Annotated in this window: 20 protein-coding genes and 1 tRNA gene; 10 read left to right on the top strand and 11 right to left on the bottom strand. The window is 68.0% G+C overall.

Annotated features, from left to right (window positions below):
- Positions 1-221 (top strand): hypothetical protein (locus tag A3A5_RS42255; RefSeq protein WP_369797783.1); only part of this gene is annotated, 221 nt, incomplete at its 5' end.
- 117 nt (positions 222-338) lie between these two features.
- Here the strand turns inward: A3A5_RS42255 and ybeY are convergent.
- The 5 genes from ybeY to A3A5_RS0127535 form a co-directional block, all read right to left on the bottom strand.
- Positions 339-1,085: an rRNA maturation RNase YbeY gene (gene ybeY / locus A3A5_RS0127555; protein ID WP_026201195.1), complete on the bottom strand. Its 747-nt coding sequence runs from the start codon at positions 1,083-1,085 to the stop codon at positions 339-341.
- A complete protein-coding gene (locus A3A5_RS0127550; protein WP_018313691.1) occupies positions 1,086-2,084 on the bottom strand; it encodes a PhoH family protein in 999 nt (332 codons plus the stop codon).
- Positions 2,085-2,117: 33 nt separating this feature from the next.
- Positions 2,118-3,470: a tRNA (N6-isopentenyl adenosine(37)-C2)-methylthiotransferase MiaB gene (gene miaB / locus A3A5_RS0127545; protein WP_018313690.1), complete on the bottom strand. Its 1,353-nt coding sequence runs from the start codon at positions 3,468-3,470 to the stop codon at positions 2,118-2,120.
- A gap of 88 nt (positions 3,471-3,558) precedes the next feature.
- On the bottom strand, positions 3,559-3,960 hold the full coding sequence (locus tag A3A5_RS0127540; RefSeq protein ID WP_018313689.1) for a hypothetical protein: 402 nt from the start codon (positions 3,958-3,960) through the stop codon (positions 3,559-3,561).
- A gap of 113 nt (positions 3,961-4,073) precedes the next feature.
- A complete protein-coding gene (locus A3A5_RS0127535; RefSeq protein WP_018313688.1) occupies positions 4,074-5,759 on the bottom strand; it encodes a ClcB-like voltage-gated chloride channel protein in 1,686 nt (561 codons plus the stop codon).
- A gap of 300 nt (positions 5,760-6,059) precedes the next feature.
- On the opposite strand from A3A5_RS0127535, the gene A3A5_RS0127530 reads away from it, so the two are divergent.
- Both A3A5_RS0127530 and A3A5_RS0127525 read left to right on the top strand, forming a co-directional pair.
- On the top strand, positions 6,060-7,646 hold the full coding sequence (locus A3A5_RS0127530) for a DEAD/DEAH box helicase (RefSeq protein WP_018313687.1): 1,587 nt from the start codon (positions 6,060-6,062) through the stop codon (positions 7,644-7,646).
- Between the two features lie 19 nt (positions 7,647-7,665).
- On the top strand, positions 7,666-8,712 hold the full coding sequence (locus tag A3A5_RS0127525; protein ID WP_018313686.1) for a serine/threonine protein kinase: 1,047 nt from the start codon (positions 7,666-7,668) through the stop codon (positions 8,710-8,712).
- A 47-nt stretch (positions 8,713-8,759) separates the two neighbouring features.
- Here A3A5_RS0127525 and A3A5_RS0127520 read toward each other — a convergent pair whose 3' ends face one another.
- Positions 8,760-9,200: a universal stress protein gene (locus tag A3A5_RS0127520; RefSeq protein ID WP_018313685.1), complete on the bottom strand. Its 441-nt coding sequence runs from the start codon at positions 9,198-9,200 to the stop codon at positions 8,760-8,762.
- Between the two features lie 345 nt (positions 9,201-9,545).
- On the opposite strand from A3A5_RS0127520, the gene A3A5_RS0127515 reads away from it, so the two are divergent.
- The 5 genes from A3A5_RS0127515 (at position 9,546) to A3A5_RS0127495 (ending at position 14,201) form a co-directional block, all read left to right on the top strand.
- Positions 9,546-10,613, top strand: a complete 1,068-nt coding sequence (locus A3A5_RS0127515; RefSeq protein ID WP_018313684.1) for a CaiB/BaiF CoA-transferase family protein — start codon at positions 9,546-9,548, stop codon at positions 10,611-10,613.
- A gap of 92 nt (positions 10,614-10,705) precedes the next feature.
- Positions 10,706-11,116 (top strand): carboxymuconolactone decarboxylase family protein, encoded by a 411-nt coding sequence (locus A3A5_RS0127510; protein ID WP_018313683.1) that lies wholly within the window; start codon positions 10,706-10,708, stop codon positions 11,114-11,116.
- A gap of 163 nt (positions 11,117-11,279) precedes the next feature.
- The gene (locus A3A5_RS0127505) at positions 11,280-11,906 is read left to right on the top strand and encodes a LuxR C-terminal-related transcriptional regulator (protein WP_018313682.1); all 627 of its coding nucleotides are present in this window, start codon (positions 11,280-11,282) and stop codon (positions 11,904-11,906) included.
- 84 nt (positions 11,907-11,990) lie between these two features.
- A complete protein-coding gene (locus A3A5_RS0127500; protein ID WP_018313681.1) occupies positions 11,991-13,583 on the top strand; it encodes a murein L,D-transpeptidase in 1,593 nt (530 codons plus the stop codon).
- Between the two features lie 30 nt (positions 13,584-13,613).
- Positions 13,614-14,201 (top strand): DUF882 domain-containing protein, encoded by a 588-nt coding sequence (locus tag A3A5_RS0127495; RefSeq protein WP_018313680.1) that lies wholly within the window; start codon positions 13,614-13,616, stop codon positions 14,199-14,201.
- A gap of 107 nt (positions 14,202-14,308) precedes the next feature.
- On the opposite strand, the gene A3A5_RS0127490 is transcribed toward A3A5_RS0127495, so the two are convergent.
- The 5 genes from A3A5_RS0127490 to A3A5_RS0127470 form a co-directional block, all read right to left on the bottom strand.
- Positions 14,309-14,385, bottom strand: a tRNA-Met gene (locus A3A5_RS0127490).
- A 133-nt stretch (positions 14,386-14,518) separates the two neighbouring features.
- Positions 14,519-16,219 carry an MFS transporter gene (locus A3A5_RS0127485; RefSeq protein ID WP_026201193.1) on the bottom strand — a complete coding sequence of 567 codons (1,701 nt, stop codon included), beginning with the start codon at positions 16,217-16,219 and terminating at the stop codon, positions 14,519-14,521.
- Positions 16,220-16,469: 250 nt separating this feature from the next.
- Entirely contained in the window at positions 16,470-16,802 is a 333-nt protein-coding gene (locus A3A5_RS0127480; protein WP_018313678.1) for a DUF4212 domain-containing protein, read from the bottom strand.
- Complete coding sequence (locus A3A5_RS0127475) at positions 16,799-18,355, bottom strand: sensor histidine kinase (RefSeq protein ID WP_018313677.1); 1,557 nt, start codon at positions 18,353-18,355, stop codon at positions 16,799-16,801. The genes A3A5_RS0127480 and A3A5_RS0127475 overlap by 4 nt, the downstream gene beginning before the upstream one ends.
- Positions 18,356-18,409: 54 nt before the next feature.
- Positions 18,410-19,099, bottom strand: coding sequence for a response regulator transcription factor (locus A3A5_RS0127470; RefSeq protein ID WP_018313676.1), 690 nt, complete (start codon positions 19,097-19,099; stop codon positions 18,410-18,412).
- A gap of 237 nt (positions 19,100-19,336) precedes the next feature.
- Between A3A5_RS0127470 and recA the strand changes: the two genes are divergently transcribed.
- A complete protein-coding gene (recA, locus tag A3A5_RS0127465; protein WP_018313675.1) occupies positions 19,337-20,401 on the top strand; it encodes a recombinase RecA in 1,065 nt (354 codons plus the stop codon).
- 103 nt (positions 20,402-20,504) lie between these two features.
- Positions 20,505-20,972 carry a recombination regulator RecX gene (gene recX / locus A3A5_RS0127460; protein ID WP_018313674.1) on the top strand — a complete coding sequence of 156 codons (468 nt, stop codon included), beginning with the start codon at positions 20,505-20,507 and terminating at the stop codon, positions 20,970-20,972.
- Positions 20,973-21,015: the final 43 nt, after the last annotated feature.

Here is a 21,015-nt window from a genome sequence, read left to right as displayed (position 1 = left end):
GAGCCTGTGCTGGCGTAGTCTTCAGCAGCGTTAGTCTGGTTCGTGAACTGATCGAAAAAGCCTGCACAAAAACCGGACTGAAAGTTACTGCTGACATTCTTGACGGAGTCTATGAAGCCGGACGGACAGTCACTCGTTGCGTCCGTGCTTCACTGAACATCGAGTACGACTCAACCTTGCCTGCGTGGAACTACAGCATCCGCTCACGGAACGCCGCATAGCGGGAAGTTATTTCGAGCACGTTCCTAAAAGCCCGTCAGTCCCGTGACAGCGGGCAGTGGCCTGAGACCATATGTGCGGCAGGCGGCACTCAACCAGCGCCGCCTGTGACAAGGGAATCACGCGGTGCGGTCGCCCTGGTAGGGATCGGCGTAGCCCAGCGCCTGCAGCGTCTCGGTCTCGATCGCTTCCATTTCCTCGGCCTCGGCGTCTTCGTCGTGCTCGTAGCCTTGCGCGTGCAGCACGCCGTGCACGATCAGGTGGGCATAGTGCGCCTCCAGCGGCTTGCGCTGCTCGCGCGCCTCGGCTTCCACCACCGGGCAGCACAGCACGATGTCGCCCGTGACCGGATCGGCTTCGTTCTCGGCATAGGCAAAGGTCAGCACGTTGGTGGCGTAGTCCTTGCCGCGATAGGTGCGGTTCAGCGTGCGCCCCTCTTCCTCACCGACAAAGCGGATGGTCAGCGCGGCATCGGCATACAGCGCCGACTTGACCCAGGTTTCGATCTTGCGGCGCGCCGGCAGGCCATCGCCCTTGCCGACGCCGTCGCCGTGCTGGACCTCCAGCTCCACTGCCGGCGGCGTGGCCGGCGTGCCGGTGGTGGTGGTCAGCGGCGTGGCGGTCACGGCCACCGACAGTGCGTCATGATTGTCCGGGCGCACCAGCAGGCCGGCCTGCTGGTTGGTGTCGGTGTGCTCGGCCAGCAGCGCGATCACGCCGTCGGCGGCCTGCGACAGGTCCAGCGTCAGGCTGCGGCCGTCGGGCAGTTGCACGCGCAGCGCGTGCGCGGCGCTCTTGCGCGCGCGGCCGTCGCCGTCGAACAGGGTCAGGCTCACGGCGGAAGACTTGGATTTCTGGGATTTCAATTAAGCGTCCTTGTGCTGGGCGTGGTATTCGTCATAGGCATCGACGATGCGGGCCACCAGCGGATGGCGCACCACGTCGATGCTGGTAAAGCGGGTGCAGGCGATGCCGCGCACTTCGCGCAGCACATGCTGCGCTTCCACCAGGCCGCTCTTCTGTCCCTTGGGCAGGTCGATCTGGGTGATGTCGCCGGTGATCACCGCCTTGGAGCCGAAGCCGATCCGCGTGAGGAACATCTTCATCTGCTCGGGCGTGGTGTTCTGCGCTTCGTCCAGGATGATGAAGGCATGGTTCAGCGTGCGCCCGCGCATGTAGGCGAGCGGCGCGATCTCGATCATCTGCCGCTCGAACATCTTCTGCGTGCGGTCGAAGCCGAGCAGGTCATACAGCGCGTCGTACAGCGGGCGCAGGTACGGGTCGACCTTCTGCGCCAGGTCGCCCGGCAGGAAGCCCAGCCGCTCGCCGGCCTCCACCGCCGGGCGTGTCAGCACGATGCGCTTGACCGCGTCGCGCTCCAGCGCATCGACTGCGCACGCCACCGCCAGGTAGGTCTTGCCGGTGCCGGCCGGGCCGATGCCCATGGTCAGGTCGTGCGACAGGATGTTGCGCAGGTAGTCGCGCTGCGCCACGGTGCGGCCCTGCAGGCCGGCGCGGCGGGTGTGCAGCACCGGCGATTCGTCGCCGATCTCGCGCGCTTCGGCATCGTCGCCGTTGCCGGGCAGGTAGCTGCCGTGCGCCGAGATCTGGCGCGTTTCCACCAGGCCCAGCTGCACGTCGTCGATCGACAGCGGCGTGCGCGCCTGGTTGTAGAAGCGCTCCAGCGCCAGCGCGGCGTCCTGCGCATTGCCGCCGCGCACCGTCATGCGGTGGCCGCGGCGCTGGATGTTCACGTCCAGCGCCTGCTCGATCTGGCGCAGGTTCTCGTCGAGCGGGCCGCACAGGTTCTGCAGCCGGGTATTGTCGTCCTTGGGAGCGACGAATTCTGCGGATGGGACTTTCATCAGTTGGCGATGGCCTCGCTGGATGGTGCCTGGTTACTGCCGAACCACGATCTCGCCGCGCAGCGAGTGCGGGAACGCCTGCGTGATGCTGACGTCGACCAGTTGGCCGACCAGCCGGTCGCGGCCGGCCTGGGGCACGCCCGGTAGCGCGAAGTTGACCACGCGGTTGTTCTCGGTGCGCCCGTGCAGCTCGGTCGGGTCCTTGCGCGCCGGGCCTTCCACCAGGATGCGCTGCACCGTGCCGACCATGTTCTGGCTGATGCGCTGCACGTTTTCCTCGATGGTGGCCTGCAGGCGCTGCAGCCGGCGCAGCTTGACCTCGTGCGGGGTGTCGTCGTGCAGATTGGCGGCGGGCGTGCCCGGGCGCGGGCTGAAGATGAACGAGAACGAGGTGTCGTAGCCGATCTCCTCGATCATCGCCATCAGCTTCTCGAAGTCGGCATCGGTCTCGCCGGGGAAGCCGACGATGAAGTCCGACGACATCGACATATCCGGGCGCAGCGCGCGCAGCTTGCGGATGATGCTCTTGTACTCCAGCACGCTGTAGCCGCGCTTCATCGCCATCAGGATGCGGTCGGAGGCATGCTGCACCGGCAGGTGCAGGTGGTTCACCAGCTTGTCGCAGCGGCCGTACAGCTCGACCAGGCGCGAGGTGAATTCCTTCGGGTGGCTGGTGGTGTAGCGGATGCGCTCGATGCCGGGGATCTCGGCGATGTACTCGATCAGCAGCGCAAAGTCGGCGATCTCGGTGGTGTCGCCCATCTTGCCGCGGTAGGCGTTGACGTTCTGGCCCAGCAGCGTGACTTCACGCACGCCCTGTTCGGCCAGGCCGGCAACCTCGGCCAGCACGTCCTCGAACGGGCGCGACACTTCCTCGCCGCGAGTGTAGGGCACCACGCAATAGCTGCAGTATTTGGAGCAGCCTTCCATGATCGACACAAAGGCACTCGGGCCTTCCACGCGCGCCGGCGGCAGGTGGTCGAACTTCTCGATCTCGGGGAAGGAGATGTCCACCTGCGACTGGCCGGTGCGCTGGCGGCGCGCGATCAGGTCGGGCAGGCGGTGCAGTGTCTGCGGGCCGAACACCACGTCGACATACGGCGCGCGCGAGACGATGCTGGCGCCTTCCTGGCTGGCCACGCAGCCGCCCACGCCGATCACCAGGTCGGGTTTGGCGGCCTTGAGCGCCTTCATCCGGCCCAGTTCCGAGAACACCTTCTCCTGCGCCTTCTCGCGCACCGAGCAGGTGTTGAACAGGATCACGTCGGCGTCTTCGACGCGGTCGGTGGGTTCCAGCCCCTGGCTGGCGTTGAGGACGTCGACCATCTTGCCCGAGTCGTACTCGTTCATCTGGCAGCCGTACGTCTTGACGAAAACTTTCTTCATATGCCGATCTCAGTGGTTGACCTGGGGGCATCAGGGTGTTGCAACAACACGGCCGGCGCGTGGGACACGCCGGTCGCACTTCCGGGGACTACGATTTTTTCTTCAGCGCCTTCTGTTCCGGCTCGCTCAGCACCCAGGCGGTCAGCAACTGGCCATACAGGTCCAGCTTGTACCGCACCGGCAGCTTCTGGCCCGCCACCGCGGCACTGGCCAGCAACTGGTTGTCGGTGCCGAACAGGCGCAGGCCTGGCGCCACGCCGACGGTCTTGCCATCGAGCGTGGCCGTCTGCGGCGCACCGGCAGACGGCGTGGCGATAACGAGCCTGGCCGCCTGCGCATCGTCCGGGATCACCCGCGCCGGCTGGGCCATCGCGCTTGCCGCACCGAGCAGCAGGGCGGCGGCGCAGGCCAGCGTTGGCAACAGCTTGCGGGCGCGCCTGGGTTGGACAGACTCCGGCGCCTCGCGGCGCGCATCACGACCTGCTGGCATGGGGGAGAACTCCGACAAATGGGACGACGCGTTGGCGGGAATGGCCCAAAGGCGGTCGCAACCCGCCATTTTACCCCGCCGGCGGCCTTGCCGGGTCGGCGATGCGGCCGGGCTCAGAACAGGCAGGATGCCTCTTGCAGCACACGCTGCTTGGACACCGTGCCCATCAGTTCGCGGCTGGCGCTGTCGCGCACCAGCGGGATGCGGTTGATGCCGTGCCCGGCAAACACCGCCAGGGCGTCGCGCAGGCGCGAATCCGGGGTTAGCGCGGGGAAGTCGCGTTCGGCCAGCGCCAGCACGTCATCCGAGGCCCCCTCGCGCTGGGCGCGCTGCAGCGCGTGGATCGACAGCGCGCCCAGCAGGCGGCCATCCGCTTCGACCAGATAGAGGTAGCGCGTGCCGGTCTCGGCAAACTTGTCGGCTGCGGCTGCCAGGGTAGCGTTCGGGTCGAGCACGGTATCGGTCGGGTCGCACAGGCCCGCCAGCGTCAGCGTGCGGGCATGTTCGGCGGCGGCCGAGGCCTGCGCGCGCTCGGCAATCACGCTGTACAGCGACAGCGTCTGGCAGCGTGACGCGGTGTAGTACGCCGCCACCGCGCCGATCATCGACGGCAGCAGCAGCGCGGGCGCCAGCGTCATCTCGAACACCATCAGCACCGACATCAGCGGCGCCTGGCTGGTGGCCGCCAGGAACGCACTCATGCCCACCAGCGGCAGCAGCGGCGCCGCACCGGTCGCCGTGCCCTGCATGCCGATGGCCAGCAACTGCCCGAGCGCCGCCCCCACGAACAGCGACGGCGTGAACACGCCGCCGACCGCCCCCGAGCCCATGCTGATCACCGTTGCCACCAGCTTGGCCAGCAGCACGCCGGCCACCGGCACGCTCAGCGGCTGCTCCTGCAGGATGGTCTGAATGGTGGAATAGCCGTTGCCAACCACCTCGGGCACAGCCATCGCCAGCACGCCGACCAGCGCGCCGCCCAGCGTCAGCCTTGCCACTGGCCCGCCCGGCACGGCGGCAAAGCGGCCGCGCGCAAAGCCCGCCGCGCGCATGAACAGCGCGCCCGCAATGCCGGCGGCCACGCCCAGCGCCGCCGCGGCCAGCAGGATGTGCGGGCGCAGGTCGGGGGCGATATCCAGGCCCGGGTAGAGCGGCTGCAGGCCGCCGTGCCACTGGCTGACCATGGCGCCGGCCACCGAAGCCAGGAACAGCGGCATCAGGCGCTGTACCGCGAGCGCCCCGAACACCACTTCGGCAACGAAGACGGCGGCGGAGAAGGGGGTGTGATAGACCGTGGCAAGGCCCGCCGCGGCCCCGCAGGCGGTCAGCATGCGGCGCATGTTCGAGCCGCCGCCGCGTTCCAGCCGGGTCGACGGGAACAGCGAGCCGCACAGCGCCGCCAGCTGGATCATCGCGCCTTCCTTGCCGACCGAGCTGCCGCTGACGATCGAGAAAAACGACGAGAGCGCGCGCAGCAAGGTGATCCGCACCGGCAGGCGGCCGCTGCCGTTGGCCACCGCTTCCATGTAGTCGGTAGCGCCGCCATGGCTGCCGGCCAGGCGGTTGGCCAGCACCAGCAGGCCGCCCGCCAGTGCGCCGCCCGCGGCCGGCACCACCACGCGCCACGCCAGCGCCAGCGTGGCGAATACGGCCACCACGTCGGCATGGCTGGAAAACAGGACCACGCCCGCGCCCTCCAGCGCTTCCTTGAACAGGGTGGTGGCAATGGCCGCGACGATCCCGACCGGGATGGCCGCGAACAGGGTAACTTCCTGGTCTTCAAGGAAACGCAAGCGCATGGCGGCTTTCCGGGGCACATGTGGCGCGGGTGCGGAGCCGGAACGGGGGCGGGCAGACGCTCTCATGATAGCGCAGCGCCACCCGCGCAGACCCGATGTGCGCCGGCGCGCATGCGGGGCCGCGTCCGGTGCAGAACCCGCTGGTCCCGGACTGGTACACTACCGCTCTTTCCTTCGCGGGCGGGCCGGTGCCCTGCCAGGCCGGCTTCCCGGCGTTCGCGTTCCGATTCCGATCCGATTACCAGGAGCCATCCGGCGTTTGGCGCACCGCGTGCGCAGCGATGGCCCAAGCAGCAATTCATGTCTTTTTCTGAACTCGGCTTGTCCGACAAGATTGTGCGTGCCGTGGCCGAACAGGGCTACACCACGCCGACCCCCATCCAGGCCCAGGCGATCCCCGCCATCCTCAAGGGCGGTGACCTGCTCGCCGGCGCGCAGACCGGCACCGGCAAGACCGCCGGCTTTACGCTGCCGATGCTGCAGCTGTTGTCCGACTCCGCGGCGCGCGGCGCCAATGGCGCGCAGCGTCCGGCCCGCCTGCCGGTGCGCGCACTGGTGCTGACGCCCACGCGCGAACTGGCCGCCCAGGTCGAAGAGAGCGTGCGCAACTACGGCAAATACCTGCGCCTGCGCTCGATGGTGATGTTCGGCGGCGTCGGCATCAATCCGCAGATCGAGCAGCTCAAGCGCGGCGTCGAGATCGTCGTGGCCACGCCCGGCCGCCTGCTGGACCACGTGTCCCAGCGCACCATCGACCTGTCGCAGGTGGAGCTGCTGGTGCTCGATGAAGCCGACCGCATGCTCGACATGGGCTTCATCCACGACATCCGCAAGATCCTCAACGTGCTGCCGGCCAAGCGCCAGAACCTGCTGTTCTCGGCGACGTTCTCGGACGATATCCGCGCGCTGGCCGACCGCCTGCTGAACAACCCGGCCTCGATCGAGGTGGCGCGGCGCAATACCACGGCTGAGACCGTGGACCAGCGCGTCTACCCGGTGGACCGCGAGCGCAAGCGCGAGCTGCTGGCCCACCTGGTGCGCCAGCATGACTGGCACCAGGTGCTGGTATTTACGCGCACCAAGCACGGCGCCAACCGCCTGGCCGAGCAGCTGACCAAGGACGGCCTGTCGGCACTGGCGATCCATGGCAACAAGAGCCAGTCGGCGCGCACGCGTGCGCTGTCGGAATTCAAGTCCGGCACGCTGCGGCTGCTGGTGGCAACCGATATCGCCGCGCGCGGCATCGACATCGACCAGCTGCCGCACGTGGTCAACTTCGACCTGCCCAACGTGCCCGAGGACTATGTGCACCGCATCGGCCGCACCGGCCGCGCCGGCGCCGAGGGCGAAGCGATCTCGCTGGTCTGCGTGGACGAGATTGCGCTGCTGCGCGATATCGAACGCCTGATCAAGCGCAAGCTCGAGCAGACCGTGCTGGCGGGCTTCGAGGTCGACCCGAGCATCGCGCCCGAGCCGATCCAGAAGGGCCGCCAGCAGCGCGGTGGTGGCCAGGGGCAAGGACAAGGCCAGGGCCGCGGACGCGCCCAGGCACGTCCGGCCGGCAACGAAGGCGAGGGCGCCCAGCGCCAACGCCCGGCGCGCGAAGCGCAGGCTGCGCCGCGGCAAGCCCAGGGCGGCCAGCCGCGCACGCGCGCTGCCGAAGGCGGCCAGCGCGGCAACGGTGCAGCCAACGGCAACCGTGGCGGCCAGCCCGCCGGCGGCGCGCGCAATCCCGCACCGCGCCGCGACGGCCAGGAGCCGGCGCGCCAGCAACGGACCACGGCTCAACCCGCGCGCCAGCCGCACGACGCGGCACCGGCACCGGCGCGCAATCGCCGTCCGGCGCAGGCCGCGCTGCTCGGCGGCAACCGCAAGCCGGCGCGCTGAGCGGATCAGGGCTGACACCATGCACGCGTCCGATGCCCCGGCCGAGCCCGGCGTTCCCTACGCCGGCCTGACGCCGGCGCTGATGCTGGACGCGCTGGAAGGCGCCGGCCTGCGCCCCGACGGGCGCCTGCTGGCGCTCAACAGCTACGAGAACCGCGTCTGGCAGCTGGGCATCGAGGATGCCGCGCCAGTCATCGCCAAGTTCTACCGTCCGGGCCGCTGGACCGACGCGGCCATCCTGGAAGAACACACCTTCGTGCAGCAGCTGGCCGATGCCGAGATCCCGGCCGTGCCGGCCATGGTGCTGGCACCGGGCGAGGCCGGCACGCTGCTGCATCACGCCGGCTTCCGCTTCGCGGTATTCCCCCGCTGCGGCGGCCGCGAGCCCGCGCTGGACCGTTCCGACACGCTGACCTGGCTCGGCCGCTTTATCGGCCGCATCCACGCGCTGGGGGCGACGCAGCCCTACCAGGCGCGCCCGGCGCTGGATCTGGAAACCTTCGGCATTGCCCCGCGCGACTGGCTGCTCGCCAGCGGCTGCATTCCCGCCGACCTGCTGCCCGCGTGGCAATCGGTGACGGACCTGGCGCTGGACGGCGTGCGCCGCTGCTATGAGCGCGCCGGCGAGGTGCGCCTGCTGCGCACCCACGGCGACTGCCATCGCGGCAACGTGCTGTGGATCGACGAGGACGATGCGCGCGGCGGCACCCATGGCGCGCCGGGCCCGCACTTCGTGGACTTCGACGACAGCCGCATGGCGCCGGCGATCCAGGACATCTGGATGCTGCTGGAGGGCGACCGCGCGGCCATGCAGGACCAGCTGGCCGATATTGTTGCCGGCTATGAAGACTTCGCCGATTTCCAGCCGCGCGAACTATGGCTGGTGGAAGCGCTGCGCACGCTGCGGCTGCTGCACTACAGCGCCTGGCTGGCCAGCCGCTGGGCCGACCCGGCCTTTCCGGCCGCGTTCCCGTGGTTCGGCACGGCGCGCTACTGGCAGGACCGCATCCTGGAGCTGCGCGAACAGGTAGCGCTGATGGACGAAGCGCCCCTGTGGGGCGCCTGAGGCCTACCGGGCGGCGCCGCCAGGGCGCCGCTATTTCGCCGCCTTGCTCAACCCTTCTTTTCCGGCGCCTTGACCAGCAGCACCGGGCACTCGGCCTGCGCCAGCACGCGGCCCGCGACTGAACCGATCACCGCATCGAAGAACGAACCCCGGCCATGCGTGCCCATCACGATGGCCGCGGCGTCGACCGAGCGCGCACAGGCGACGATGCGCTCCGGCGCGAAGCCGTGCAGCGGATGCCGCTCAAACGGCACCTTGGCTGCGGACAGGATGTCGCAGACCGCCGCCATGGCCTTGTCGCTGGCCTCCTTGTGCCAGTCGTCGATGGTTTCCTTGCTGACAAAGGCGCGCACCTGGCCGCTCACTTCCGGCGCCACATGCACGACATGCACGGTGAATCCGCTCTGCAGCAGCTTGCCTTCGGCGATAAAACGGGCCGCGGCGTCGCTGAAGGCCGAGCCGTCGGTGGCGAGCACGATATTGGTCATGTCGGGAATCTCCTGGATGGGGGCTGTCGGCAGGCGGTGCGCCATGAGGCGGCACTGCCACTGGAACCATCATGGTGCCTAGTGTCCTGCCAGGACCCGATTTAGATCAAGTCGGATCGGATTTATCAGATCCCGCCGTGCGATAGCCGGCCAGCTGACGGATTCCGTCAATCCGGCTGAAGCATTTGGCCATTGCCCCGTCAACGCGGTGGCGCGTAGCATGCTCCCGAGCTCCGCGGCAGGCATTGGCACGCCCGCGCTGCTGCAGGCACGGCCCATCCCAGACAAATTCAATGCAAGCTGCCCCCGGCGATGGCGCGGGCGGCGATTCCGGAGACGACGATCATGAGTGAGCGTGGCAACCTCCTGCCCCTGCGCGGCATCAAGGTAGTGGAATTCGAAGGCATCGGCCCCGGCCCGTTGTGCGGTGCGATGCTGGCCGGCCTGGGCGCCGAGGTCACGCTGGTGACCCGCCCGGTCGCGCCGGATGCCCGCCGCATCCTGCGCGGCCAGCCCGTGCCGCCTGAGATGGAGCTGGAGCACGGCAAGCGCGTGGTGCAACTGAACTTGAAGTCGCCGCAAGACGTGGCCGCCGCGCTGGACCTGGTGGCCGGCGCCGACGCGCTGATCGAAGGACTGCGCCCGGGCGCGATGGAGCGCCTCGGCCTGGGCCCGAAGGCGTGCCATGCACGCAATCCGCGCCTGGTCTACGGCCGCATGACCGGCTGGGGCCAGTCCGGCCCGCTGTCGCAGAGCGCCGGCCACGACCTCAACTACATCGCGCTGACCGGCCTCTTGTCGATGGCCGCGCGCGAGGGCGAGCTGCCGATGGTGCCGCCGACCGTGGTGGGCGATGCCACCGGCGCGCTTGGCCTGGCATTCGGCATCACCAGCGCCATCCTGAGCGCGCGCGCCAGCGGCGAGGGCTGTGTGGTGGATGCGGCCATCACCGATATCGTCGCCATGCTGGGCTCGCTGGTGCAGGTGTCGCGCGCAGCCGGCACGCTGGGCGGCCCGCAACCCAGCCCCTTCCACGATTCGCCGTTCTATGACGTCTTCCCTTGTGCCGACGGCCGCGCCATCACGCTGGGCGCGCTTGAACCGCAGTTCTACCGCGAGCTGCTCGAGCGGCTCGAACTGACCGGTATCGACCCCGCCGCGCAGTATGACCGCGCCCAGTGGCCCGCGGTGAAGGCGCGCATTGCCGCGTGCATCGCAGGCAAGCCCAGCACCCACTGGGAGGCGGTGCTGGGCGGCACCGACGTGTGCTTTGCGCGCGTGCTGACCCTGGACGAGGCCGCGCGCCATCCGCACAACCAGGCACGCGGCACGTATCGGCTGTACCAGCAGGGCGAGCGCGAGGTGCCGCGTTCGGCGCCGGCACCGCGCTTCCTGCCCGCAGGCACGGAATGACCCGGGGCCGCGGCACTGATGCCGCGGCCTCTCGAATCTGCTTGACCGGTTCGGCTACCATGGGGCATCCACCCAAACCGGAGACCCAAGCCATGGCCGAACCCAGCCAATCTCCCGCCTATACCCCCACGCCGGCCTTCGAGGCCGGTCTTGACGTGCGCACCGAAGTGCTCGGCCCCGAGCACGTCCGGCGCGCGCTGGACGCCGCCGCGCAGCAGGGCGACACCAGCCTGCAGCAACTGGTGACGGAGTTCGCCTGGGGCACGGTCTGGACCCGCGACGGCCTGGACCGCAAGCAGCGCAGCCTGGCCACAGTGTCGATGCTGATTGCGCTGAACCGGCCGCAGGAGCTGGCCGGGCACCTGCGTGGCGCGCTCGCCAACGGCGTTACGCCGCAGGAACTGCGCGAGCTGATGGTGCACAGCGCGGTCTACTGCGGGTTCCCCGCGGCGCTGGATGCGAGCCGCAAGCTGACTGAAGTCCTTGACGCTGCCAACGGGTAACGCCTACCGCGGCATCGATACGAAAACAGCGCGACGCAGAAAAGTCTGACTCTGATGCAGATTTTGCCGCATCTGCGCGGCGAGGATTCGGCGCGTCAGGATCTCTCCGGCCCCTTAACCTTGGCACCAGGCCAAGCCATGCCAGTCGTTAAGGAGCCTCAAATTGCATCTCGCGCTGATCGTCGACGAACCTTCCCAGTTCCGCGCCACGCTGTCCGCTGAACTATGCGCTGAGCTGGACGCCGGCGAAGTACTGGAAACGGACGGCATGCCGGAAGCGTTCCGGCTGGTGCGCGAGCACCGGCCGGGGCTGGTGCTGGTTGATGTCGACCGCTTCGGCAATCCGGGCATCGACTTTGTCCGGCGCGTCGCGGCGACGCTGCCCAGCGTGCCCTTGCTGGTACTGTCCGACAGCGACGGCACGCTGGCGGCGGTGCGGGCGCTGCGCGCAGGCGCCCATGGCTTTGTGGCCAAGCAGCGTGGACTGGCCGAGGTGATGCAGGCCGTGCGCGGCGTGCTGAGCGGCTACCTGGTATTTCCCATGGATACACTGGAGACCGTGCGCCATATCGGCGAGCAGCGGGAATCCGGCTATGCGAGGCTGAGCAACCGCGAAATCACCATCCTGCAGTACCTGGCGCGCGGCCATTCCAACAAGTCGATCGCCGCGCAACTGCTGATCAGCAGCAAGACGGTCAGTACCCACAAGGCTAACATCATGGCCAAGCTCAATGTCGGCTCCCTGGTTGAAATGGTGGACTACGCGCGTCGGCATCAGCTGGTGTGGTGACGCGCACCCCGAGTGTCTTGCCGCACCGTGCCGCCATCGCGGGTAGACTGTGGGCGTGTGTGACGAATCCGAACTTTTCGCCCGATGCCACCGTACCTGAATGCCGCCGCACGCCGCCTGGGCGCTGTCGTGCTTGCCTGCGCCGCCGCATGCCTGGCCACGCCTGCCTTCGCCAACGATCCGATGTGGTTTGCGCAGGGCCGTCCGGTGCCGGCGGCCCGCCAGGCCGTCGATGCGCTGGCCGCGGCCGCGGCCGACGGCCTCGATCCGCGCGACTACGATGCCGACGCCTTGCGCCAGGCCGTGATTCAGGCCGGCAGCGGGCCAGCATTGCCGCCGGACGCCGCTGCACGCGTGGATGCGGCACTGAGCGCCGCGATGGAGCGCATGCTGGCAGACCTGCACGGCGGACGCGTCAACCCGCGCGCGGTCCATGCCAACTTTGCCCCGCAGGCGGAACGGCCCTTCGATGCCGCCATCTGGCTGCGCGATGCCGTCGCGCAGCAGCGGCTGCCCGACGCCATCCGCCGGGCAGCGCCCACCTTCCCGCTCTATGGCACGCTGCGAGAGGCCCTGGCGCGGTACCGCGAGATCGCAAAGCAGCCGGCCTGGGGGCAGCCGCTGCCACCCTTGCCGGCAAGCAAGCTGACGCCGGGCCAGCCCTGGGCCGGTGCCGCGGCGTTGGCTGCACGCCTGGTTGGGCTGGGCGACCTGCCCGCCGGCACCCAGGCGCCGGCCCGCTACGAAGGCGCCCTGGTCGACGGCGTCAAGGCGTTCCAGTCGCGCCACGGCCTGGAGGCCGACGGCGTGATCGGCGCGGGCACGTTGGCACAACTCAACCTGCCCATCGCCAGCCGTGTGCGGCAAATCGAACTGACCATGGAGCGGCTGCGCTGGACGCCGTTGGACGGTCCGCGCATGATCGTGGTGAACGTGCCTGAGTTCATGCTGCGCGCCTATGAGATCCGCGACGGCAAGCTCGACATCAAGCTCGAAATGAAGGTGATCGTCGGCAAGGCACTGGATACGCGCACGCCGCTGTTCGAGGAGGATATGCGCTACATCGAGTTCAGCCCGTACTGGAACATCCCGCCCTCGATCGCGCGCCGAGAGACCGTGCCGCAGCTGCGCCGCGATCCGGCCTATTTCAACCGGCAGGGCCTGGAGTTCGTCAATGGCGAAGGCAAGGCCGTGACCACGCTGTCCGACGAGAATCTCGAAGCAGTGCTGAACGGCCGCATGCGCATCCGCCAGCGGCCGGGGCCGCTGAACGCACTGGGCGATATCAAGTTCATGTTTCCCAACAACGAGAACATCTACCTGCACCACACGCCCTCGCCGCAGCTGTTCAAGCGCGACCGGCGCGACTTCAGCCACGGCTGCATCCGCGTGGAAGCCCCAGTAGCATTGGCGCAGTTCGTGATGCAGGATATGCCGGACTGGAACGAGACCCGGATCCGCGAAGCGATGACGCGTGGCAAGTCCAATACGGTGCGCCTGCAGCAGCCCTTGCCGGTGGTGCTGGCCTACGGCACGGTCATTGCGCGCGCCGATGGTCGTGTATCCTTCTTGCCTGACATTTACGGTCACGACAAATTGCTGGACAAGGCGCTGCGGCAACGCAACGGACGACCCCAGCAACCAGCTATTGCAAGCGCCTCCGGCACCACCCACTGAGGCGCCACTGGCACATTCAGAGGAAGTACCATGACTGATGCGACGCGCAAGGCACGCCGCCGCTTTCTTCATACCACCGGAGGCCTGGCCCTTGCCGCCGGCCTGATGCCGCTGGCGCCGCGCCAGGCGCTGGCCAGCCTGTCTGCAAGCCAGGCCCTGGCAGGCCTGCCGGACGCCCGCACGCTGGCTTTCGACCACACCCACACCGGCGAACGCGTGTCCTTGGTCTATGCCGTTGGCGACCGCTTCGTGCCCGACGCGCTGACTACGCTCAACGGCTTCCTGCGCGATCACTACTCCGGCAAGGTCGGCATGATCGACCCGCAGCTGTTCGACCTGCTGTTCCAGGTCCGCCGCGAGCTTGGCACCGACCAGCCGTTCCAGGTCATTTCCGGCTACCGCAGCCCGGCCACCAACTCGCGCCTGCGCAACACGCGCGGCGGCGGCGTGGCCAGGCACAGCCTGCACATGGACGGCAAGGCCATCGACATCCGCCTGGCCGGCGTGCCGCTGGCGGACGTGCGCGACGCGGCCAAGTCATTGCAGGGCGGGGGCGTCGGCTTCTACGAGTCTGACCAGTTCGTGCACATCGATACCGGGCGCGTGCGTTACTGGTAAGCGCTGTCGGTGGCCGCTCCTCCATGGTGGGCGGCCCGCTTTTCCAGCCTGGCAAAACCAAAGCAAAAAGCCGCGATCTCTTGCGAGAACGCGGCTTTTCAAATAGATGGTGGCGAATCAGGGACTCGAACCCCGGACCTGCGGATTATGATTCCGTCGCTCTAACCGACTGAGCTAATTCGCCAACGAAGACTGAGATTATACCTACGCTTTCGCGACTGTCAACACCTTCCCCTGAAGATTTTGCAGGAAGGTTCCTCCCATGAAAAAACGGCAGGCCGGATGGCCTGCCGTTTTCGTTAGTGCCGCATGACCGCTCAGTCGTTGGCGTAGATGTTCACGTCCTTGGTCTCGCGCACGAACAGCCCGCCGATCACGAAGGTGATGGCGGCGATGATGATCGGGTACCAGAGGCCGTAGTAGATGTTGCCGTTCTGTGCCACCAGCGCGAACGAGATGGTGGGCAGCAGGCCCCCGAACCAGCCGTTGCCGATATGGTAGGGCAGCGACATCGAGGTGTAGCGGATGCGGGTCGGGAACAGTTCCACCAGCATGGCGGCGATCGGGCCGTAGACCATGGTGACGTAGATCACCAGGATGGTCAGCAGCACCAGCACCATGATGGTGTTCAGTTGCGCAGGGTCGGCCTTGGTCGGGTAGCCGGCGGCGGCCATGGAGTCCGCCACTTGCTTTTTGAAGCTGGCAATCTGCTTCTTGCTGGCGTCGTCGAAGCTGTGGCCGGCGGGGACCAGGCTGGCGTTGAAGGCGGGGATCTCCTTGTCGCCGATCTTCACCGTGGCGGTGGTGCCGGCGGGCGCGTCGACCACCTCATAGCTGGCCGATGCCTGCGCCAGGGTGCGCTTGACGATGTCGCACGAGCTGCGGAAGTCGATCTCGCGGGCGATCGGGCTGCCCTGGAAGGAGCATTGCTTCGGATCGGCGGTGACGACGATCTGGGCCGTCTTCTGGGCGCGCTCGAGCGCGGGGTTGGCGTAGTGGGTGATGCCCTTGAAGATCGGGAAGTAGGTCAGCACCGCCAGCGCGCAGCCGGCCATGATGATCCACTTGCGGCCGATCTTGTCGGACAGCGAGCCAAAGAAGATGAAGAACGGCGTGCCGATGACGAGCGCGCCGGCGATCAGCAGGTTGGCCGTGGTGGCGTCGACCTTGACCACCTGGGTCAGGAAGAACAGCGAGTAAAACTGGCCGGTGTACCACACCACTGCCTGGCCGGCGGTCAGGCCCACCAGCGCGAGGATCACGATCTTCAGGTTGCGCCACTGGGCGAAGCTTTCCGTCAGCGGAGCCTTCGAAGTCTTGCCTTCAGCCTTCATGCGCTGGAAGGCCGGCGATTCGCTCATCGACAGCCGGATGTAGACCGACATGCCGAGCAGCAGGATCGAGACCAGGAACGGAATGCGCCAGCCCCAGACCTCAAAGTCTGGCCCGATCAGGTTGCGGCACAGCAGAATCACGATCAGCGACAGGAACAGGCCCAGCGTCGCCGTGGTCTGGATCCACGCGGTGTAGGCGCCGCGCTTGCCGTGCGGGGCGTGCTCGGCCACATAGGTGGCGGCGCCGCCGTACTCGCCGCCGAGCGCCAGGCCCTGCAGCATGCGCAGCGCGATCAGGATCACCGGGGCGGCCCAGCCGATGGTGTTGTAGCCGGGCAGCAGGCCGACGATGAAGGTCGACATGCCCATGATCAGGATCGTCACCAGGAAGGTGTACTTGCGCCCGATCATGTCGCCCAGGCGGCCGAACACCAGCGCGCCGAATGGCCGCACGATAAAGCCGGCAGCGAAGGCGAGCAGCGCGAAGATGAAGGCCGAGGTGGGGTCCAGGCCGGCAAAGAACTGCTTGGCGATGATCGCCGCCAGCGAGCCGTACAGGTAGAAGTCATACCACTCGAACACCGTGCCCAGCGATGAGGCAAGGATCACCTTGCGCTCTTCATGGGTCATCGGTGCGTTTTGCGCGCCCCCTCCGGGCACTGCAACGTTTTGCACATTTGCCATTTGTCTCCTCCGTCTGGAATGGATCTCGGGCGGGGCGGGGCGGGGCGCGCGGGAAGGCCCGCGCGGCTGGCCGCTGTGCCAGAGTTGCAAAGGATTGTGGGTGGCGAAACTTACTGCGTTCTGACAGATTCCGGCGCGACAACGCCAAAACCGTCGGGGTATACGCTAGCCGCCGGCGGAGCTCCGGATGCTGCGCTGCGGGGAATCGGGGCAGTGGCTTGGCGTCGCGATGCGCTTTGCAGGTGTGCCGCTATGCAGCATCGGCGCCTGGTCCACGCGAGGCACCCTGTGACGGCACGGCAGCGGGGGCGGCGGCCGGGCTGTCGGCTTCGGCGTCGATCCGGTTCATGCGCCACGCGTAGAGCGCGGCCATCAGCACGTAGACTACCAGCGCGCCTTGCGCGCCGACCCAGAACGAGAACGGCCAGCCAAAGAAGCTGAAGCGCAGTTCGCGGGCAAACCACGCCACCACGAAGGTGACCGTGAACCAGATCGCGAGCAAGCCGCAGATCCAGCGCAGGTTGCGTCGCCAGGCCAGGCGCTGGCGGGCTTCGGCAAGGTCGGGGGCGGGCGTCTCGTTCATGCGGGCGGGGATTCGGTGGGCTGGCGCAGCGTCACACGGAAATGCGCGCCGGCCAGCCGTGGCGATTGCTGGTAGACGTGATCGGAAATCTGGACGTCGCCGCCGTGCTGCTGCACGATCTCGCGCACGATGGCCAGGCCCAGGCCGCTGCCTTCGGTATTGGTGCCGAGCACGCGGTAGAAGCGCTCCATCACGCGCTCGCGCTCGGCCGGCGCAATGCCCGGGCCGGTGTCTTCCACATCCAGGTAGGCGAACGGCTCGAAGGCATCGGCGCTGACGCGCACCGTGGCGTGACCGCCGCGCGGGGTGTAGCGGATGGCGTTGTCGAGCAGGTTGTTCAGCATCTCGGTCAGCATCAGGCGGTTGCCCTGCACCATCACCGGATGGTCGCCGGCATCCAGGCCCAGGTCGATGTCGCGCGCCCAGGCCTGCGGCAGCCAGTCCTTGACCACCTCGCGCGCGAGTGCCGCCAGGTCCAGCGCCGCCATGCCGCCGGTGCCCGCCAGGTTTTCCATGCGCGCCAGCGACAGCAGCTGCGTGACCAGGTGCGCGGTGCGCTCAGAGCTGCCGGCGATCTGCGCCAGCGAGCGCCGCAGCTCTTCCGGCGACTGCTCGCGCTGCGCCAGCTCGGCCTGCATGCGCAGGCCCGCCAGCGGTGTCTTCATCTGGTGCGCGGCATCGGCGATAAAGCGCTTCTGAGTCTGCACTGACTGGTCCAGGCGCGCCAGCAGGTCGTTGAACGAACCCACCAGCGGCGTGATTTCCTGCGGCGCGGCGCGTTCGTCGATCGGGCTGGTATCGCCGGGGTTGCGCGCGCGGATGCGCTGCTGGATCGCGGTCAGCGGCGCCAGCCCGCGCGACAGCCCGAACCACACCAGCACCACCGCTAGCGGCAGGATCACGAACTGCGGCAGGATCACCCCCTTGATGATCTCGTTGGCCAGGCGCGCGCGCTTGTCCAGGGTCTCGGCCACCTGCACCAGCACCGGCTGGGTGCCGCTGACCTGCTTCAGGTCGACATAGGTGTAGGCCACGCGCACGTCGTTGCCGGCCACGCGGTCATCGCGCAGGGACACCAGGCCCGCATGGCCCTGGTCCTCCTCGGACGGCAGCGGCAGGTCGTGGTCGCCGGCGATGTACTCGCCGCGCTTGCCGACCACCTGGTAATAGATGTTGTCGGTCTCGTCGGCGCGCAGGATCTCGCGCGCCGACAGCGGCAGCTGCAGCGTGATGCGCCCGTTGACCTCGCGCACCTGCTGCGACAGCACGATGGCGCTGGCTTCCAGCGCGCGGTCGAAGGGCCCGTTGGCAATCGACTTGGCCACCAGGTAGGTCACCGCGATGCTCATCGGCCAGAGCAGCAGCAGCGGCGCCAGCATCCAGTCGAGGATCTCGCCGAACAATGAGCGCGGCGACGGATGCGCGGTGCTTTCCTCCAGGTGCGGCAGTGCGTCGGCCAGGTCCTGGTCGGCGGCGTCCGGCGCCGGGGCGGCGGAAGGAGGAGGTGGCGCGGCGCGGGGCACGCGCCGCCAGGGCAGTCGCAGCAGGCTCATCTTGGCGGTTTGCGCTCAGGTCGCTCCTTGGCCTGCGGTGGCGTCGGGCGGGGATCAGTGGTGCGTGGCCACCGCCGGCTGGAATTTCTCCAGGCAGTAGCCAAGCCCGCGCACGGTGGCGATGCGGATGCCGCCGACTTCAATCTTCTTGCGCAGCCGGTGCACGTAGACCTCGATGGCGTTGTTGCTGACTTCCTCGCCCCACTCGCACAGGTGGTCCACCAGCTGCTCTTTCGATACCAGGCGGCCGCAGCGTGTCAGCAGGATCTCCAGCAGCCCGATCTCGCGCGCGGACAGCTCCAGCATCTGCTCGTTGAGATAGGCGATGCGCCCGACCTGGTCGTAGGCCAGCGGCCCGTGCCGCATCAGCGTAGCGCCGCCGCCGGCGCCGCGCCGCACCAGCGCGCGCACGCGTGCTTCCAGCTCGGACAGGGCAAAGGGCTTGGCCATATAGTCGTCGGCCCCCAGGTCCAGGCCCTTGACGCGCTCGTCGACGCTGTCGGCGGCGGTCAGGATCAGCACCGGCAGCATGGCGCCGCGCGCGCGCAGGCGCTTGAGCACTTCCAGCCCGGACATGCGCGGCAGGCCCAGGTCCAGGATCAGCAGGTCGAAGGTCTGGGTCGACAGCGCGGAATCGGCTTCCAGGCCGTTGGTGACGTGGTCGACGGCATAGCCAGAGTGGCGTAGCGAGCGCGTCAGGCCGTCGGCCAGCACGTCGTCATCTTCGGCAATCAGAATGCGCATGGTTGTCTCCACCCGTGGCCGGCATAGCCGGCGCCGGCGCGCAATCAGCGCAAGCGGCGTGATGGGGCTTGCCAAGCATACTGTTTTTTTATACAGTACCCGCACGTTCCGCTGAGGCCGTCCGGGGAGACCCCCTGGAGAGCGGCCGCGCAGACAGCCGGGCCGGCGCTGGAGCCGGAAAATGCCGGTGCCGCGCCACATGCGGCCTATTTATACACCATTGATTCAAGGACGACCATGGACGACAAGAAGGCAGGTGCCGGCGTGAGCGCCGAGAAGCAGAAGGCGCTTGCCGCCGCGCTCTCCCAGATCGAGAAGCAGTTCGGCAAGGGCTCGATCATGCGCCTGGGCGACGGCGAGGTCGAAAAGGACATCCAGGTGGTATCCACCGGTTCGCTCGGCCTGGACATCGCGCTTGGCGTCGGCGGCCTGCCGCGCGGCCGCGTGGTCGAGATCTATGGTCCGGAATCGTCGGGCAAGACCACGCTGACGCTGCAAGTCGTGGCCGAGATGCAGAAGCTGGGCGGCACCTGCGCCTTTATCGACGCCGAGCACGCGCTGGACGTCAGCTACGCCAACAAGGTGGGCGTCAATGTCGGCGACCTGCTGATCTCGCAGCCGGACACCGGCGAGCAGGCGCTGGAAATCACCGACGCGCTGGTGCGCTCGGGCTCGATCGACCTGATCGTGATCGACTCGGTGGCGGCGCTGGTGCCCAAGGCCGAAATCGAAGGCGAAATGGGCGACTCGCTGCCGGGCCTGCAGGCCCGCCTGATGAGCCAGGCGCTGCGCAAGCTGACCGGCACCATCAAGCGCACCAACTGCCTGGTGATCTTCATCAACCAGATCCGCATGAAGATCGGCGTGATGTTCGGCTCGCCGGAAACCACCACCGGTGGCAACGCGCTGAAGTTCTACGCCTCGGTGCGCCTGGATATCCGCCGCATCGGCTCGATCAAGAAGGGCGACGACGTGATCGGCAACGAGACCAAGGTCAAGGTGGTCAAGAACAAGGTGTCGCCGCCGTTCCGCGAAGCCTTCTTCGACATCCTGTACGGCCAGGGCATCTCGCGCCAGGGCGAGATCATCGACCTGGGCGTGGACGCCAAGATCGTTGAGAAGTCCGGCGCCTGGTACAGCTACAACGGCGACAAGATCGGCCAGGGCAAGGACAACGCGCGCGAATACCTGCGCGAGAACCCGGATATTGCCGACGAGATCGAAAACAAGGTGCGCGCGGCGCTGGGCGTGGTGGCCATGAACCCCACGACGGCTGCCACCGCGGTAGCGGTCGAAGACTGACCGCGCCAGCGGCCATTGCGCCATCCCGAAGGCCGGGGCATCGCCGATGCCCCGGCCTTTTTGCTTGGCGCGGCCCCCACCATCCACAGATTCCCGGCAACCCATGGCAACCCGTCCCCCGCTTTCGCTGAAGGCCCGCGCCGTCGGCTACCTGTCGCGCCGCGAGCACAGCCGCGCCGAACTGGCACGCAAGCTGGCGCCGCATGCCGAGTCGGCCGAGCAGCTGGAGCAGTTGCTGGACGCACTGGAGCGCGAGAACTGGCTGTCGAACCAGCGCTTTGCCGACAGCCTGGTGCACCGCCGCGGCGCCCGCTATGGCACCGCGCGCGTGATGCAGGAAGCCAAGACCCACAAGCTCGGCAGCGAGCAGCTGGGTGATCTGCAGGAGCGGCTGCGCGCCACGGAAGTGGCGCGCGCCCGGGAGGTCTGGCGCAAGCGCTTCGGCACCCCGCCGGACACGCCCGAGGCGCGGGCAAAGCAGATCCGCTTCATGGTGGCGCGCGGGTTTTCGCGTGCGGTCGTCAGCAAGATCATCCAGGGCGCGGACGAAGACTACGGCGACGAGGGTTAAGTGCCGGCGTATGGCGCATACGACATTTTTAGCTCGGATTACC

Origin of the sequence: Cupriavidus sp. UYPR2.512 (assembly GCF_000379565.1) — a bacterium.
Lineage (GTDB): Bacteria > Pseudomonadota > Gammaproteobacteria > Burkholderiales > Burkholderiaceae > Cupriavidus.
Note: the sequence above shows the minus strand (reverse complement) of the source record. Positions and strands in the feature narration are given on the sequence as shown.

Bases quoted from the DNA above. Each gene is read 5' to 3' on its own strand.
- A3A5_RS0127550 (WP_018313691.1), bottom strand. From the start codon at position 2,084: ATGAAAGTCCCATCCGCAGAATTCGTCGCTCCCAAGGACGACAATACC.
- miaB (WP_018313690.1), bottom strand. From the start codon at position 3,470: ATGAAGAAAGTTTTCGTCAAGACGTACGGCTGCCAGATGAACGAGTAC.
- A3A5_RS0127540 (WP_018313689.1), bottom strand. From the start codon at position 3,960: ATGCCAGCAGGTCGTGATGCGCGCCGCGAGGCGCCGGAGTCTGTCCAA.
- A3A5_RS0127535 (WP_018313688.1), bottom strand. From the start codon at position 5,759: ATGCGCTTGCGTTTCCTTGAAGACCAGGAAGTTACCCTGTTCGCGGCC.
- A3A5_RS0127530 (WP_018313687.1), top strand. From the start codon at position 6,060: ATGTCTTTTTCTGAACTCGGCTTGTCCGACAAGATTGTGCGTGCCGTG.
- A3A5_RS0127525 (WP_018313686.1), top strand. From the start codon at position 7,666: ATGCACGCGTCCGATGCCCCGGCCGAGCCCGGCGTTCCCTACGCCGGC.
- A3A5_RS0127520 (WP_018313685.1), bottom strand. From the start codon at position 9,200: ATGACCAATATCGTGCTCGCCACCGACGGCTCGGCCTTCAGCGACGCC.
- A3A5_RS0127515 (WP_018313684.1), top strand. From the start codon at position 9,546: ATGAGTGAGCGTGGCAACCTCCTGCCCCTGCGCGGCATCAAGGTAGTG.
- A3A5_RS0127510 (WP_018313683.1), top strand. From the start codon at position 10,706: ATGGCCGAACCCAGCCAATCTCCCGCCTATACCCCCACGCCGGCCTTC.
- A3A5_RS0127500 (WP_018313681.1), top strand. From the start codon at position 11,991: ATGCCACCGTACCTGAATGCCGCCGCACGCCGCCTGGGCGCTGTCGTG.
- A3A5_RS0127495 (WP_018313680.1), top strand. From the start codon at position 13,614: ATGACTGATGCGACGCGCAAGGCACGCCGCCGCTTTCTTCATACCACC.
- A3A5_RS0127485 (WP_026201193.1), bottom strand. From the start codon at position 16,219: ATGGCAAATGTGCAAAACGTTGCAGTGCCCGGAGGGGGCGCGCAAAAC.
- A3A5_RS0127480 (WP_018313678.1), bottom strand. From the start codon at position 16,802: ATGAACGAGACGCCCGCCCCCGACCTTGCCGAAGCCCGCCAGCGCCTG.
- A3A5_RS0127475 (WP_018313677.1), bottom strand. From the start codon at position 18,355: ATGAGCCTGCTGCGACTGCCCTGGCGGCGCGTGCCCCGCGCCGCGCCA.
- A3A5_RS0127470 (WP_018313676.1), bottom strand. From the start codon at position 19,099: ATGCGCATTCTGATTGCCGAAGATGACGACGTGCTGGCCGACGGCCTG.
- recA (WP_018313675.1), top strand. From the start codon at position 19,337: ATGGACGACAAGAAGGCAGGTGCCGGCGTGAGCGCCGAGAAGCAGAAG.
- recX (WP_018313674.1), top strand. From the start codon at position 20,505: ATGGCAACCCGTCCCCCGCTTTCGCTGAAGGCCCGCGCCGTCGGCTAC.